Annotated in this window: 17 protein-coding genes and 1 riboswitch; of the genes, 14 read left to right on the plus strand and 3 right to left on the minus strand. The window is 40.5% G+C overall.

The features are described 5' to 3' along the window. Window positions 1-89 precede the first annotated feature (89 nt). Window positions 90-2189 carry an ATP-dependent protease ATP-binding subunit ClpE gene (clpE, locus tag NST22_RS07430; protein WP_009967104.1) on the minus strand — a complete coding sequence of 700 codons (2100 nt, stop codon included), beginning with the start codon at window positions 2187-2189 and terminating at the stop codon, window positions 90-92. A gap of 364 nt (window positions 2190-2553) precedes the next feature. On the opposite strand from clpE, the gene NST22_RS07435 reads away from it, so the two are divergent. From NST22_RS07435 to queF, 5 genes are all read left to right on the plus strand, one after another. Further along, window positions 2554-3597: a hypothetical protein gene (locus tag NST22_RS07435; protein WP_003244712.1), complete on the plus strand. Its 1044-nt coding sequence runs from the start codon at window positions 2554-2556 to the stop codon at window positions 3595-3597. Window positions 3598-3735: 138 nt separating this feature from the next. Continuing rightward, window positions 3736-3780: riboswitch (PreQ1 riboswitch) on the plus strand. 129 nt (window positions 3781-3909) lie between these two features. Further along, a complete protein-coding gene (queC, locus tag NST22_RS07440) occupies window positions 3910-4569 on the plus strand; it encodes a 7-cyano-7-deazaguanine synthase QueC (protein WP_003245417.1) in 660 nt (219 codons plus the stop codon). Beyond that, window positions 4562-5011 (plus strand): 6-carboxytetrahydropterin synthase QueD, encoded by a 450-nt coding sequence (queD, locus tag NST22_RS07445; RefSeq protein ID WP_003232462.1) that lies wholly within the window; start codon window positions 4562-4564, stop codon window positions 5009-5011. The genes queC and queD overlap by 8 nt, the downstream gene beginning before the upstream one ends. Beyond that, entirely contained in the window at window positions 5004-5735 is a 732-nt protein-coding gene (gene queE / locus NST22_RS07450; protein ID WP_003232460.1) for a 7-carboxy-7-deazaguanine synthase QueE, read from the plus strand. Before queD ends, queE begins: the two co-directional genes overlap by 8 nt. A 17-nt stretch (window positions 5736-5752) precedes the next feature. Further along, the gene (gene queF / locus NST22_RS07455) at window positions 5753-6250 is read left to right on the plus strand and encodes a preQ(1) synthase (protein WP_003218613.1); all 498 of its coding nucleotides are present in this window, start codon (window positions 5753-5755) and stop codon (window positions 6248-6250) included. A 558-nt stretch (window positions 6251-6808) separates the two neighbouring features. Here the strand turns inward: queF and NST22_RS07460 are convergent. After that, entirely contained in the window at window positions 6809-7165 is a 357-nt protein-coding gene (locus tag NST22_RS07460) for a winged helix-turn-helix transcriptional regulator (RefSeq protein ID WP_003245808.1), read from the minus strand. Between the two features lie 168 nt (window positions 7166-7333). On the opposite strand from NST22_RS07460, the gene NST22_RS07465 reads away from it, so the two are divergent. The 5 genes from NST22_RS07465 (at window position 7334) to NST22_RS07485 (ending at window position 12003) form a co-directional block, all read left to right on the plus strand. Continuing rightward, complete coding sequence (locus NST22_RS07465; RefSeq protein ID WP_003245309.1) at window positions 7334-8080, plus strand: glucose 1-dehydrogenase; 747 nt, start codon at window positions 7334-7336, stop codon at window positions 8078-8080. A gap of 480 nt (window positions 8081-8560) precedes the next feature. Further along, entirely contained in the window at window positions 8561-9760 is a 1200-nt protein-coding gene (ykvP, locus tag NST22_RS07470) for a spore protein YkvP (protein WP_003245384.1), read from the plus strand. Window positions 9761-9775: 15 nt separating this feature from the next. Further along, window positions 9776-10003 carry a LysM peptidoglycan-binding domain-containing protein gene (locus tag NST22_RS07475; RefSeq protein ID WP_003245197.1) on the plus strand — a complete coding sequence of 76 codons (228 nt, stop codon included), beginning with the start codon at window positions 9776-9778 and terminating at the stop codon, window positions 10001-10003. Between the two features lie 96 nt (window positions 10004-10099). Next, a complete protein-coding gene (locus NST22_RS07480; RefSeq protein WP_003245851.1) occupies window positions 10100-10798 on the plus strand; it encodes a glycosyl hydrolase family 18 protein in 699 nt (232 codons plus the stop codon). A 914-nt stretch (window positions 10799-11712) separates the two neighbouring features. Further along, complete coding sequence (locus NST22_RS07485) at window positions 11713-12003, plus strand: YkvR family protein (RefSeq protein ID WP_003245399.1); 291 nt, start codon at window positions 11713-11715, stop codon at window positions 12001-12003. A gap of 120 nt (window positions 12004-12123) precedes the next feature. Here NST22_RS07485 and NST22_RS07490 read toward each other — a convergent pair whose 3' ends face one another. Next, complete coding sequence (locus tag NST22_RS07490) at window positions 12124-12309, minus strand: YkvS family protein (protein ID WP_003232446.1); 186 nt, start codon at window positions 12307-12309, stop codon at window positions 12124-12126. 165 nt (window positions 12310-12474) lie between these two features. On the opposite strand from NST22_RS07490, the gene NST22_RS07495 reads away from it, so the two are divergent. From NST22_RS07495 to stoA, 4 genes are all read left to right on the plus strand, one after another. Then, window positions 12475-12669 (plus strand): hypothetical protein, encoded by a 195-nt coding sequence (locus NST22_RS07495; protein ID WP_003218622.1) that lies wholly within the window; start codon window positions 12475-12477, stop codon window positions 12667-12669. Window positions 12670-12967: 298 nt separating this feature from the next. Then, window positions 12968-13594, plus strand: a complete 627-nt coding sequence (locus tag NST22_RS07500) for a cell wall hydrolase (protein WP_003232442.1) — start codon at window positions 12968-12970, stop codon at window positions 13592-13594. Window positions 13595-13711: 117 nt separating this feature from the next. After that, on the plus strand, window positions 13712-15049 hold the full coding sequence (gene ykvU / locus NST22_RS07505; RefSeq protein WP_003245552.1) for a sporulation protein YkvU: 1338 nt from the start codon (window positions 13712-13714) through the stop codon (window positions 15047-15049). 50 nt (window positions 15050-15099) lie between these two features. Next, window positions 15100-15597 carry a sporulation thiol-disulfide oxidoreductase StoA gene (stoA, locus tag NST22_RS07510; protein WP_003245444.1) on the plus strand — a complete coding sequence of 166 codons (498 nt, stop codon included), beginning with the start codon at window positions 15100-15102 and terminating at the stop codon, window positions 15595-15597. The last annotated feature ends 183 nt before the right edge of the window (window positions 15598-15780 follow it).

Genomic DNA, 15780 nt, shown 5'->3' on the forward strand with positions numbered 1-15780 from the left:
TAGCGCTTCAGGAGAAGGGACGGTAATTTCTAAGTCAAGAGTATGAAAGTATAAAAAAAAGCGGCTTCCTAAAAGGAAACCGCTGATTGTTATTTTGCTCGCACTTTGATTTTATCATCTTCTAAAATCACGTGAAAACTTGTGATCTCGCCATTATCAAGCAGCAGATCGGTCATTTCATCCTCAACCCATTCTTGGATGGTTCTTCTAAGCGGACGTGCACCGAATGAAGGGTGGTAGCCCAGCTCAGCGATTTTTTCTTTCGCTTCATCTGTCACATTCAAGCTAATGCCCCGTTCCGCCAATGTTTCTTCAAGTTCTCCAAGAAGAAGGCTGACGATTTTGACAAGATGTTCTTTTTCCAATGAGCGGAACTCAATAATGCTGTCAAAACGGTTGAGGAACTCAGGTTTAAAGAACATGCTCAGTGAATCAATTAATGTTTGTTCTTCGATGACACTGTCATCTGATTGGAAACCGACTTTCGTTTGTTTCTCACCAGCACCCGCATTACTTGTCATGATGATCACAGTGTCTTTGAAGCTTACAGTTCTGCCTTGGCTGTCTGTCAGACGGCCATCTTCCATAATTTGCAGGAACATATGCTGAACGTCTGGGTGTGCTTTTTCAATCTCATCCAGCAACACAATGCTGTAAGGATTGCGGCGCACCTTCTCAGTTAATTGTCCAGCTTCCTCATGGCCGACATATCCAGGCGGTGAACCGATAATTTTAGATACGGCGTGTTTCTCCATGTATTCGCTCATATCGAGTCGGATAATAGCGTCTTTTGTGCCGAATAATTCATCTGCCAGTGTTTTAGAAAGCTCTGTTTTCCCTACGCCGGTAGGACCGACGAAGAGGAAGGAGCCGACTGGTCTGTTTTTGGATTTTAATCCGGCGCGGCTTCGTCTTACCGCTTTTGCCACTTTTTGAACAGCGGCTTCTTGTCCGATCACGCGTTCATGAAGTTTTGCTTCGAGTTCTTTCATTTTCGTTTGTTCGTCTGCCTGCAGTTTGCCGACAGGGATGCCTGTTTTTTGTTCAACAATTTCCTGAATGTGCTCAGCTTCCACAGTGACAGCGGTATGAGCGGAGGAGCTGTTCAGTTTTTTCTCCAATGCGAGTTCTTCATCACGGAGTTTTGCCGCCAGTTCGTAATTTTCTTCTTCCAGGGCTTTTGTTTTTTCGGCTTCAATTGCAGTTAAGCGTTCAGCGGCATCCTCATCATTCAGTTCATCAATTAACAGGTTGGCTTTTGAACCTGCTTCATCTAATAAATCAATTGCTTTATCCGGCAGGTGTCTGTCCTGAATGTAGCGGGATGATAAAGTGACACATGCTTTGATTGCTTCATCACTGAATGTTACGCCATGGTACGCCTCGTATTTGTCTTTAATCCCTTGCAGAATGAGGATAGCCTGTTCAATTGAAGGCTCCTGCACCATGACAGGCTGAAAACGTCTTTCCAGCGCGGCATCTTTTTCGATTTGACGATATTCTTTCAGTGTTGTCGCGCCAATGACTTGCAGTTCGCCTCTGGCTAGGGCCGGTTTGAGAATGTTGCCGGCGTCCATTGATCCTTCTGCAGAGCCTGCGCCGACGAGAAGGTGAATTTCATCAATGAACAGAATGACATTTTTTCGTTCCTTCAGCTCAGTGATCAGCTGTTTCATTCTCTCCTCAAATTGGCCTCTGATCCCTGTGTTTGCAACAAGAGATGCAACATCAAGCAAGTATAGCTCTTTGTTTTTTAGTTTGTTTGGAACATCACCTTCAGCAATTTTTAAAGCGAGCCCTTCAGCGATGGCAGTTTTCCCTACACCCGGCTCACCAATAAGAACCGGATTGTTTTTGTTTCGGCGGTTTAGAATTTCGATCACTCGCGCCACTTCATCATCACGGCCGATGACGGGATCAATGAGACCGGCTTTTGCACCGTTTGTAATATTTTGAGCCAGCTCATCAAGCAACCCTTTTTTTTCGCTTTGTTTTGCTGCGCTCTGTTCTTTCGGCTGGAATGCCTGTTCAAACGGAAATCCGAAAGATTGAGGACCCATACTCATTGAAGGTTTACGGGTCAGTTCGTTATAGCAAGTTTCACAAAGAACCATCTGTTTATGAACGGAATTTATTTGCATGTTAAGGCGAATCGTCGCCTCGTTTTGATGACAATGTTGACAACGCATTTGCCAAAACCTCCTTAATAATTTGATCATCTTTGACCAATGAAAGTGAATAAAAAGGTCTATTGGGTTTGACCTTCTTTGACTATTAGTATACGGCAAACTTAACGGCATTCAAACCAATATGCTCAAAGCAGACTGAATATTTGACTATCTTTGACCAATTGATTTTTAAAAAAGGCCGGTTTGTTTGACCAACTTTGATTAATAGTATACTCTGACTATCTTTGACTTTCAAGTCTTATGCACAAAAATTTTTGATTTGTTACAAAGTAAAACATGTTTTCTTCGTCTTTTCAAGGAACTTGTCTCATAGGTTATAAAAAGGCATATATGGACAAAACTGCGGTTCGTTCGGAGGGAAGAAATGGAACAATCAAAAGGGTCTGCAAGTCAGCTTGCTTTTGTGTATGTCGGCACAGTAGTCGGAGCTGGATTTGCGACTGGGAGGGAAATTGTTGAGTTTTTTCTGAAGTTCGGCTGGTTCGGTTTTTTCGGCATTCTCGTCAGCGGCGGAATGTTTACGTTACTGGGGGCCAAGCTGATGATCATTTCAAAGCGAATCAATGCCAAGTCATATCAAGAAATGAACATATTTTTGTTCGGGGCGACGGCTGGGCGGATTATCAATGTATTTATGCTGTTTGTTCTCCTTGGAGTTACATCTGTTATGCTTTCAGGGGCAGGGGCGCTTTTTGAGGAACAGCTGGGGATGTCCGCTCAGATTGGGATGCTCATTACAATCGGTCTGAGTTTAATTGTGATGACTAGAGGAGTAAAAGGCATTTTCGGTGTCAATGTGTTTGTTGTTCCTCTTTTAATCATCTTTTCAATGATTGTGGTGGCCGACTCTTTTATATTCAGCGAATCACGAAACGCAGCTCAGTGGGTCTGGCCGCATCGCTGGGATTGGCTGTTATCAGCAGTTTCTTACGGGGCTTTAAATTTATCGCTTGCCCAAGCTGTTTTGGTTCCGCTGGCGAATGAAATGTCATCGGAGAAAGTGATAAAAAAAGGCGCTTTAATCGGAGGCACGATGCTGACGATTGTGCTGTCCGCGAGTTTTCTGTCTTTGTCGACTCTTCCGGATGTATTTTTGTATGATATACCGATGGCGCAAGTGGTTTATCTCTTTGCACGATCTGTCCATTTGATTTATTTACTCATTATTTTCGGAGAAGTGTTCACATCAGTTATCGGTAATCTATATGGATTAGAAAAACAAGTGCAAAGCTTTCTTCCAGTGAAAAGCAAATATATCTTTGCAGCCATTATGATCACGGCTTATATTACGAGCCAAATAGGGTACGGCAGGCTTATTTCAACGATTTATCCCTTGTTTGGCTATGTGAGCCTGGCCTTCATAGGCGCTTTGCTTTGCAAAAAAGCTCCTCGGCGGCGCAGTTTATAAATATATATAATGAAACGAACCGTCACTATAGAGCGATAATTGATCTAGGAACCGGGGACTGACTTTTTTATTGTCAAGAAAAACATCATTATGGTAAGATAGCAGAAGTGAAAAAATTGAAGAAAATCCGTGCGATATGCGGGAGAGGTTCTAGCTACACCCTCTATAAAAAACTAAGGACGAGCTGTATCCTTGGATACGGCCTTTTTTATGTTTTTCTAGAGCACCTTCCGAAAAAAGGTGTTTTTTTGCGTGAATTAGCTGTAGCGATGTCTCTCGCCGGCGTTTTTATTGCGGAGAAGGAGAGGAATCATGAAAAAAGAAAAAGCAATTGTCGTATTTAGCGGCGGTCAAGACAGCACAACATGCTTACTGTGGGCCTTAAAAGAATTCGAAGAAGTCGAAACGGTGACTTTTCATTATAATCAGCGACATTCGCAGGAAGTTGAAGTGGCAAAATCCATTGCGGAAAAGCTTGGTGTGAAAAATCATTTGCTTGATATGTCACTTTTAAATCAGCTTGCACCGAATGCCCTGACTAGAAATGATATTGAGATAGAAGTAAAAGACGGCGAACTGCCATCCACATTCGTTCCAGGCCGCAATTTGGTATTCTTATCCTTTGCGTCTATCCTGGCTTACCAAATTGGCGCGCGCCACATTATTACAGGAGTTTGCGAGACAGACTTCAGTGGTTATCCTGACTGCCGTGACGAATTCGTGAAATCTTGCAATGTCACGGTAAATCTGGCAATGGAGAAGCCGTTTGTGATCCACACGCCTCTCATGTGGCTCAATAAGGCGGAAACGTGGAAGCTTGCAGATGAGCTTGGCGCGCTGGATTTTGTGAAAAACAACACGCTGACATGCTATAACGGCATCATCGCAGACGGCTGCGGCGAATGTCCGGCATGTCACCTTCGTTCAAAAGGTTATGAAGAATATATGGTGATGAAAGGAGAGCGTGCATAAATTGTTATCTCAAATTTATCCGCAGGCCCAGCATCCTTATTCGTTTGAACTGAATAAGGACATGCATATCTCAGCCGCTCATTTTATCCCTCGGGAAAGTGCGGGAGCGTGCAGCAGGGTTCACGGGCATACGTATACCGTAAATATAACCGTTGCCGGCGACGAACTTGACGATTCAGGCTTTCTTGTCAATTTCAGCGTACTCAAAAAACTGGTGCACGGAAACTATGATCACACGCTATTAAATGATCATGAAGATTTTTCTCAGGACGACCGGTATTCGCTGCCGACAACTGAAGTCGTGGCGAAAACGATTTATGACAACGTACAGGCTTATTTAGACACTTTGGAGAATAAGCCGACCTGTGTACAGGTGTTTGTCCGTGAAACACCGACAAGCTACTGTGTCTACCGTCCGAAAAAGGGTGGTTTGAATGGCTAAAGGAATTCCTGTATTAGAAATTTTCGGCCCGACGATTCAAGGAGAAGGCATGGTGATCGGACAGAAAACGATGTTCGTCCGGACAGCCGGCTGCGATTATTCCTGCAGCTGGTGTGACTCCGCTTTCACTTGGGACGGGTCTGCTAAAAAAGATATTCGCTGGATGACGGCGGAGGAGATTTTTGCGGAGCTTAAGGACATTGGGGGAGATGCGTTTTCTCATGTGACGATCTCAGGCGGCAACCCGGCTCTGTTAAAACAGCTGGATGCTTTTATTGAACTGCTGAAGGAAAATAACATCCGTGCAGCGCTTGAAACTCAAGGGACCGTTTATCAGGATTGGTTTACGCTGATTGATGACCTGACAATTTCTCCAAAACCGCCAAGCTCAAAAATGGTAACGAACTTTCAAAAGCTTGACCACATTTTAACTTCACTTCAAGAGAATGATAGACAGCATGCTGTCAGCTTGAAGGTTGTCATCTTTAATGATGAAGATCTGGAATTTGCCAAAACTGTGCACAAGCGGTATCCGGGAATCCCGTTTTATTTACAAGTCGGAAATGATGACGTGCATACGACAGATGATCAGTCACTGATTGCACATTTGCTTGGAAAATATGAAGCGCTTGTTGATAAGGTAGCTGTCGATGCGGAGCTGAATCTCGTCAGAGTGCTCCCGCAGCTGCACACCCTGTTATGGGGCAACAAACGCGGAGTATAATAGAAAGGAAGATGAACATGACGACAAGAAAAGAATCAGAATTAGAAGGTGTAACATTGCTAGGCAATCAAGGTACAAATTATTTGTTCGAATATGCACCGGACGTGCTGGAATCCTTCCCTAATAAACATGTAAACCGTGATTACTTTGTAAAATTCAATTGCCCGGAATTCACATCTTTATGTCCTAAAACAGGCCAGCCTGACTTTGCGACAATCTACATCAGCTACATTCCTGATGAAAAAATGGTTGAAAGCAAATCATTAAAGCTGTATCTATTCAGCTTCAGAAACCATGGTGACTTCCACGAGGACTGCATGAATATCATCATGAACGACTTGATTGAATTAATGGACCCGCGCTACATTGAAGTATGGGGCAAATTCACGCCAAGAGGCGGAATTTCCATTGATCCGTACACAAACTACGGAAAGCCTGGCACGAAGTATGAGAAAATGGCCGAATACCGTATGATGAACCATGATTTGTATCCGGAGACAATTGATAATCGTTAATTATTCCGTTGTGTGATACGGAGTGTAAAAGGAAGTGGAGTCACAGTAAAATCCGAACATTCAGCGTTAATTTTCAGCGGAAATGTGACCTGGTCACAGCGAAGTGTGACCCGCACTAAGCTCAATAAAAGTGGGAAAAGTCACACCTGAAAATGGCTCTACTCATGGGAATTGTATTAAAAAGTGTGACCTGAGGTGCAACCTGAACTGTGACTTTTATGCAGTGAAAAATTGATAGTACAGAAGCAGATTAAGGCGTACAATTTGTACGTCTTTTCTTTTTTATCCGAAAGAAAAAATGCCTATCTAGAGATCATAGGCATTAAATATTATTATCAATATCTTCATTTATTTTTTGGCTAAGTTTCTGAACCTTCTCTTTAACATTTGAAACAGCTCTTTTTTGAATTTCATCAATTCTCCTGAATATAGTCGATGACACTTCTTATTAGAACTTCACTTTCAAAATTGAATATCTCATTTATTTCTGACTGTTCTTCATCTGTTAGGTGATGGTATTGAAGTTGTTTAGCATTTACTTCAGCAGCTACATCAATCCTAACTTAGTTGTTCTGGTTGTACAATTTCATATTCACCTTCTGCATACTCTTGCTCCGCATAATAGCCTCCCCATTGACAGAGCTCCTGCAAGATAGGTTTAAGAGATTCTCCAAGTTCAGTGGATGAATATTCAACCTTCGGCGGTACTTGATTATACATCTTTCTGCTCACAAGTCCACTGGCTTCAAGCTCTCTAAGTGTTTGAATCAGCATTTTCTGAGTTATATTTGGGATAATGCGCTTTAATTCACTCGTTCTCTTTGGTCCATTCATTAAAAAGTATAATACAAGGCCTTTCCATTTTCCGCCAATAACTTCCTTTGTCACTTCAAACCCACAGCTAAATTTTTTCATGTCTAAAGCTCTCCATTCCACATTTATTACTTTTTAGTTACTATATCACAAAAAAGTGGGTACTTCCGATAATGTGCTTACTGAAGGATACTATATCTTGTAAGTTGTTCTTCAAGTACTTAAAGGTACTAGACATAAAATAAAATTAATTCTAAAGGAGTGTTAAGTATGGGTAAATTTGAAGGTAAAATAGCGCTTGTAACGGGTGGAACAAGTGGGATTGGTCTTGCTACAGCACAAAAATTTGTAAACGAAGGTGCATATGTTTATATTACGGGACGTAGACAAAACGAACTTGATAAAGCTGTTAACCAAATTGGCAAGAACGTAACCGGTGTTCAAGGTGATATTTCTAAGCTTGAAGACTTAGACAAACTATATGACATTATAAAGCAGGAAAAAGGTAAGTTGGACATTCTTTTTGCTAATGCAGGCATCGGCAACTTCCTTCCATTAGGTGAAATTACTGAAGAGCAGGTTGATAGAACGTTCGACATTAACGTTAAAGGAACCATCTTTACTGTTCAAAAAGCGTTATCACTATTCCCGGACAAAGTAGGTTCTATTATTGTAACGGGCTCTACTGCTGGATCAATTGGCAACCCAGCGTTTAGTGTATATGGAGCATCTAAAGCAGCATTAAGAGCACTAGTTCGCAACTGGATTCTTGACCTAAAAGGTACTGAAATCCGTGTAAATGTGGTTAGTCCAGGAGGTATTCTTACACCTGCCTACGATGAGCTTTTTGGTGATGCACTTGAAGAGGTACTGGAAAATAGCAGAAATACTGTTCCAGCTGGAAAAGTTGGGACACCTGAAGAAGTAGCAAACGCTGTATCTTTCCTTGCTTCAGACGAAAGCAGTTACTTGACGGGTGTTGAATTGTTCGTAGATGGCGGGCTAGCACAGGTATAATTTCACTGCGCAGAGATTACAAATAGTCCCCAAAAAAGGTTAATGGGGATTTACTTGAAGAAGTCGTATAAAAAAGTCGTTTTCCTTAAAGGACAGGGAATTCGACTTTTTTATATTTGAATTTGATTAACGTTGTAAATTCGCATTTTCCTGGGGCTACTACTAAATGACCTGTAAAAAAGATTACACTGTGAATAAATGTACTTAAAGTAACGGGGGCTCTTGACTTTTAATAAAAAATAATATCCCTGTCCTTGTATTCTAATACTTTTAAAAATATTTAAAGGAATCCTTATGTCCTGAATAACCACATAGGAAAATATGTTGTAGGTTGCTTTCTTTTTTTGTGGGGCATCCCACACAAGCTATCTCGTGATCTCACACCTGAACGTTTTTTATAGACTAGTACCGCGACAAGTTATATTACATATACATACCAATAAAGTAGACATTAAAAAGTGAAAGAGAGGATGGAAATGTGTGAAAATTCTTTTCCTTGAGAGTCATCCCATGTGGCTCTATGGTTTACCGAATGGGTTTAGGGAAGCAGGACATACCGTAATGATTTCCGGTCCTGTAAGTCGGGAAAATATAACTGAAATGATAGACGAATTTAAACCAGATTTAATAGTATCTATGGGATGGACACCAGAGCATTCAAGGGAAAAGCAGGCCTGGATTCGCAACGCTACTAAAAAGGTGAATATCCCTCTCGTTTATTGGGCAACTGAAGACCCGCTGCACACTCAAAACTTTACTATCCCGTTAATTAAAAAGATGAAACCGGATTTTGTTTTCACGGTCACGCCTTCTCTGTGTAAAACTTATGAAAGCATGGGGATTAAAGCAGCTCACTTAGACTTTGCATTTCACGAAAGTATACATCACCAGATTAAACCATTAGCGAAATACAGTTGTGATATAGCAGTGGTGGCTAATGCTTACCCTAATTTTCTTGAAGAACATCCGGAAGTGTTCCGTTCGTCCTCTTTAAAAACGCTTATTCGTCCTCTTATACGGAAGGGTATTCGCATTGATTTTTGGGGGAGAAACTGGGAAAAAATGAGTAAATATATAGGAAGAGAAATTCCCCGCAATTGGATCCATGGATACCTTGATTATACTGAAGCATATAAAGTTTACAGTTCAGCAAAAATCATTATCGGTTTGCAAAACTGTGAAAGCCAACTTACACAACGCACCTATGAGATTCTTGGTTCCGGGGGGTTTTTATTGACATCGGATACACCAGCAGTTCGAGGTAAATTCAAACCTGGCCGCGATCTCATCGTTTCTTCCTCCCCAAAAGAAACATTGGAAAAGGTTAAATACTATTTAAATCATGATAGCGAGAGAAAAAAGATTCAGATAAACGGTAAAAAGGCTGTAAAGAATGATTCCTATCGGCATAGAGCCGAGAGAATGCTTGAGGTGCTAAAAAGCAGAGGAATCATAAGAAACTTAGGGGAAACCATTCATTATGTAGATGTTCTCAAAGAAAAATACGTGATCCATCATGTTACTCCCGGTGAAACATTATCAATAATTGCCAGTAAGTATAATGTTTCCCTGCAGCAACTCATGGAGCTTAATCATTTCAAATCAGATCAAATATATGCTGGACAAATCATTAAGATTAGAGAGAAACTGTTTAGAAATATTAATAACAAATTATTCTAAAGGAGAGTAATATGAATGAAGGGGAAAATACCTAAAATAAGAAATCAAGCGAATAAAGTAAAAAGAACGCCTCGTTATATGGAATTTCCCGTGACATACGAAGTATATCATGTGGAATCCGGCGATACATTATGGACGATTGCCAAATCCTTTGAAATTCCGGTACAACAACTTATGAATCTTAATAAGCTTTCTTCAGATAGAATTTATCCTGGACAAATTATAAAGATAAGAGAAAGATAATCTTTGAGGTTTCGGAAGCGAATCAAATTGAAATGACAATCCTCATTTTTTTATTTGTGGGGAACTTGATATTTTTGGGGATGAAGGGGTTATGAGATGTTTCAAATGAGCTATTACTATTCTGGATTAGGATGGGACTTTATTCAACACGTTGATCAAACGAACGGAGTATTAAATGTTGTGTCTCCTGATTTTTTCTATATCAGAAAAGATGGATCATTACTTCTCCGTTCAGCTAATCCCGATGTGATTAAAGCTCTTCATAGAAGAAAATTAAAAGTAGTTCCTTTTCTAAGCAATCATTGGGATCAGGATTTGGGACGATTTGCATTAATGAACCGAGTTCTTTTAGCTAAACAAATTTCTCATGCAATAGAAGAACTGGATTTGGATGGAGTTAATATCGATATAGAAAACCTTACAGAAAAAGATCGGAATCTATTTACAGATTTTATTAGATTAGTAAGGAAAAGTATTCCTAGACATAAAGAAGTATCAGTTGCAGTGGCGGCAAATCCTTTTGGCTGGACGAAGGGCTGGCACGGATCATATGATTACGAGTATTTAGCTAAATATGCAGATTATCTTATGGTTATGGCCTATGATGAAAGCCGCCTTGCTGGGCCTACTGCAAGTGTAGGATGGGTGGAAAAGTCCATTCAATATGTTCTGACCCAAAAAATCTCTCCTCAAAAACTAGTTTTAGGATTGCCATTCTATGGCCGCTGCTGGATGGAAGGCCAATCTGCCTCTCAAGCCATTCCCCTTTACCTTGTTGTTAGTAAAAAGGCATAGCGGGACAATTATTTTTGACACCAAGAGTCAATCTCCAAAAGCTATTTTTACTGTCAATCACGATAAAAAGGGGCCGTTGCCTTCGGGAACATATACATTATGGTTTGAAAATGAACAGTCACTCAGAGCAAAAATAAAACTCGCTCAAAAATATAATCTGAAAGGTCTTGGCAGCTGGAGTCTTGGACAAGAAGATGCGTCAGTCTGGAATACAGTGTTTAAAAATATATAATGATTTATAGTTCAGAACAAAATTCGAAGATAATTGCAATGAATCTCTAAATGGACATACTGAAAGGAGTTTATTACGAGTGCGGGTAAAACAGTGAGGGCATTCCATAGGCCCTTCTCCCAAAATGTTCTACACGAGGCATTACATTGGGCTTGAAATACACATTCAAACTTATGTTATAGTACGCATTTTACGGATGTGTTGAATTTATTCTGCTTCCATGATTTAATCATACACATGCTACTTGATAGCAGGGTTATCGCATTTCATTCAGAATTGTTCAGGATCGATATGGAAGCGCACGACTAACTAGAACTTTAAAAGCATACACTCATATACTTCCTGAATGGATGCTGGTTTATCTAAAAAACATGATGAGAATTGATTGTACGCATGGTGAAGCATGACTTGTTGATAATCGACCATATGGTTTCTCCTTAGAAATGAGGGGGTTTTTACATAAAAAAGACGAGCGAATCCGGGGGGAATTCCACTCGCCGCTTTCTAATGAAAAGACGGGATGCTGGATGGCAGCTCGTCTGTTTTATTATAATTTAACGAACGTATGTTTGTAAAGGTGTCTTTTCGAATGAATTGGTTCATATAACCGTTAAGAACAGATTCATTGTAAACATTCGCTAAGGTATGCTAAGATGCATGGACTATAAAGGAGTGATATGAAGTGAAGACATTGCGGTTAAACAATGTAACGTTAGAAATGGCTGCATATCAAGAGGAGAGCGAGCCGAAGCGAAAAATTGCATTTACCTTAAACGTTACGAGTGAGACTTACCATGATATCGCTGTCCTGTTGTATGAAAAAACGTTTAATGTCGAGGTTCCGGAACGCGATCTTGCCTTCCGGGGGGAAATGACAAATTATTCAACATCATTGACCAACCTGTACGAACCAGGGGCCGTCAGCGAGTTCTATATAGAAATAACGGAAATAGACAAAAACGCCGATTCATGATCGGTGTTTTTTATGTAAAAAAGCTGCCGGCCGGCAGCTTTTGAGAAAGCGAATTTCATATGTAAGGTGTTAAATTGTCCGTCTTGCAGTTTTTTGAATAAATGTGGAAATAAGGAGGTTTTAATAGGAGTCTCTGATGATCTTATAATTTTTATGATTAACAACTGTCAATGAATCTAACTCAAGATCCCGATAGTTATCCATGATCGTCACATCAACGATAACAGAATTCTCATTTACTTTTTCAACAACACCGGTTAATCCGTTTTTAAATTCAATGACATTCCCAACCTTAGCGATTTTCACAAGCTTCCTCTCCTTTAAACATAATAATGCCTTTTGAAAGTATTTTGCAGTATTTTCATTGAGAAGTAAAGCGATAAGGAGTTTTATCTCCCTTATGAATTGTTCTGTCGCTATAAAGATGATATATTGATTTTCGTCAATAGAAAGAAAAGGGGGGAATTTTTGTTGCGTCCCGAAGAAATAACAGAAATGATTGAACAGCTGCGCACCGGCGCCATAAACGAACTGAGAGTCCAGAAAGAGCATTTTCTTGATTTCAGGGCCGTGTTATCTAAACAAGATGATTTTAAACATTTCCGAGGAATTGCCCAGCAAGGCGGAGATGTTATCTTTCAATACTTAGAACAGCCAAGAAGCTGAAGGTTTCTCATACGTGAGAAGCCTTTTTATCATATATGACAGAACACAAGCCTTTTATTACAGCTGTCTGTAACAGGTGTAAATAAAATGTAAAGTACCAAAGATGGATAAACATGTTTTAATTTAACAATATTTATAGAATTTCAGACTGTTTTTTTGCCATTAAGCAGTGAGTCATCCTCTTTATTCCATCCTGATACCTCCTTGGGAGAGTTGGAAAATCTTTTTCCGTGAAAATGAATGGATCTCTTGTTAAGGTTATGAAGTGTTTTTTGGAGCACTTTAAGGAGGAAACTGTATGACAACGAAATTCACTGCTCTGGCTGTTTTTCTTCTTTGTTTCATGCCTGCAGCCAAAATTGAGCATACACAAGCTTCACTACTGAGCGCAAAGAAGACAAAACATGAAGAAGCGAAATGGCTTACACATATAGATCGAAATACGAATGAATCTTTCCCTTCACTGTCTGCTGATAAAGACAAGAAAATAAAACCGATTAAGCTATCAGCACACACTGAAAAGAAAGAGAAAGATAAACCGGACAAAACAAATGATGAGAAAGAAACATATACACAGTCTGAAAAAGAGTTGCTGTCCCGTCTCGTTCACGCAGAGGCCAAAGGAGAATCATATAAAGGCAAGGTCGCTGTAGCAAGCGTTGTACTGAACAGGACGGAGAAAAAAGGTTTTCCTGATACGATAAGAGGAGTTATTTATCAGAAAAACGCCTTTGAACCGGTCGCAAACGGGAGCATTAACCAAAAGCCTGATAAAGAATCGATTGAAGCTGCCGAAGAAGCGCTGTCCTCAAAAAATAGAGAAACAGATGCCATATTCTTTTATAATCCGAAAACAGCGTCAGATAATTGGATTCGTTCAAGAAAAATCGTAGAAAAAATCGGCAGACACGTTTTTGCCGTCTAAGCATAGAAGAGACAATTTGTCTCAGCTGTGCTTTTTTTCATATAAAGAGTAAAAATAAAATAATTTTTGAACTTGTCTCATATGATGTTGGTAGTACAAGAGACAAGGAGAGACATCATGAATCGATTTGTGAAAGGGATCATTCTTTTATCCATTGCCGCCTTTTTCGCTGAATGCCTTGAATTTGTCGTCAATATGATTTTGGCGCGGGAGCTTGGCGAGCATGGGATGGGGCTTTACATGAGTATTTTGCCCACGATCTTTTTAATTATTGTCATCGCGAGCCTGGAACTGCCGATATCCATTTCTAAATTCATTGCCGAGTCAAATCCTAAGCTTCATGAAAGCATGCTGAGGCACGCTTTCAGAATGACAGCCATTTTTACTGCTTTTTCTACTGCCGCCGCTAGTATTGCGCTTCCGTTTATTCCGGTATTTGATACATACCACCCGTTTATTAAAGGGATTGTCATCGGCTTAATTCCTGTTGTCGCCTTTACTTCAATCGCCAGGGGCTACTTTATGGGTGTGCAGAAAATGGGGAAGATCGCAATTGCCAATGTGCTGAAAAAAATCATCCAGCTCTTGTGCTTATTCCTCTTTTTTCAATGGTACTCATTTGAATTGGACATGGCTGTGCTGATTTCCTTGTTTGTTCTAGTCGTGAGTGATGTGGTCGTGCTTGTTTATTTATATTCACAATTTATCATGGCAAGGCGGGCGTTATCCGGCCAGCAGCACATTCATTTGCGCGGAAAGGATGTAAGGAAAAGACTGCTTGCTGTTTCAATTCCTACAACAGGACTGCGTATTTTTCATGCGGTTGTCAATGCAATTGAACCCTTTTTAGTAAAAGGAGCTCTTTTGGCTGCGGGCGTTGCCGGGACAGCGGCGATCGATCAATACGGAATGCTGGCAGGAGTGGCTGTGACGATAGGGTCGTTCCCTGCTTTTATTGCCCATTCGTTAATGGTCGTCATGATACCGAGTATTTCGGAAGCTTATGCACTTTCTCAGTATGACATCGTGTTAAAAAGGCTGAAGCAGTCGATTTTCATTACATTAGGTTACGGTATACCTGCCGTCTGGGTCATGTTCCAGTTTGCGGGACCTCTCACGCATTTGTTTTTTCACTCTCCTGAAGCGCAGTATTACTTGCAGCTGTTGTGGCCTTACTTTCTCTTTCATCTGTTTGTCATGCCGCTGCAGGCGTGCTTAATCGGGATGGGTTTTGTGAAAGAGGCTTTTTATCACAATGTATGGAGCCATATCGTTGCGCTAAGTATGATGTATGTACTGGGATCAATGGAGAATCTGCAAATGCTCGGGATTATCCTTGGAATGAACACTGGCATGATTCTTTTGACGAGCCTGCACTATGCCACGATCTGCAAAGCATTGAAGGTATCTGTATTTCTTACGGGAGGGACCAGAACGCCGCGAATTGAAGGATGATAAAGGAACAGCAGGGGCAAGCTAATTGAAAAGCATGAAAGGAAGATTCCATGTTGACGAAGCGCTTGCTTACTATATACATTATGTTATTAGGGTTGATTGCATGGTTTCCAGGTGCGGCACAAGCTGAGGAAAAACAGCCTGCTGTTCCCGCTGTTTTTCTTATGAAAACGATAGAAGGGGAGGACATCTCGATTCCGAATAAAGGGCAAAAAACAATTCTCCATTTTTGGACGTCATGGTGCCCGCCCTGCAAAAAGGAGCTTCCACAGTTTCAATCGTTTTATGATGCCCATCCATCCGACAGTGTAAAGCTGGTAACGGTGAATTTAGTGAATTCGGAACAAAATCAGCAAGTCGTTGAAGACTTTATTAAAGCAAACAAGCTGACGTTTCCGATTGTCCTTGACTCAAAAGGGGAATTGATGAAGGAGTATCATATCATCACGATCCCAACATCATTTTTGCTGAATGAAAAGGGAGAAATTGAAAAAACAAAAATTGGCCCGATGACAGCGGAACAACTGAAGGAATGGACGGAAGAATAGCTGAGAGCATAGACTCTCAGCTTTTTTCATATAGAGAAGAAGTGAATAAACATTAATGATAATTATTATCAAAAAGAAATTAAAATAATTATAATTGAAATTCTCTTCGTGCGTGCTATAATAAAGGAAGACATCAAGAAATAACTGACGATAAAGCTGCCTTTTGGGCAGCGATTTTGTTTT

The sequence above is a fragment of the Bacillus sp. PS237 genome, from assembly GCF_037963345.1.
GTDB lineage: Bacteria > Bacillota > Bacilli > Bacillales > Bacillaceae > Bacillus > Bacillus subtilis.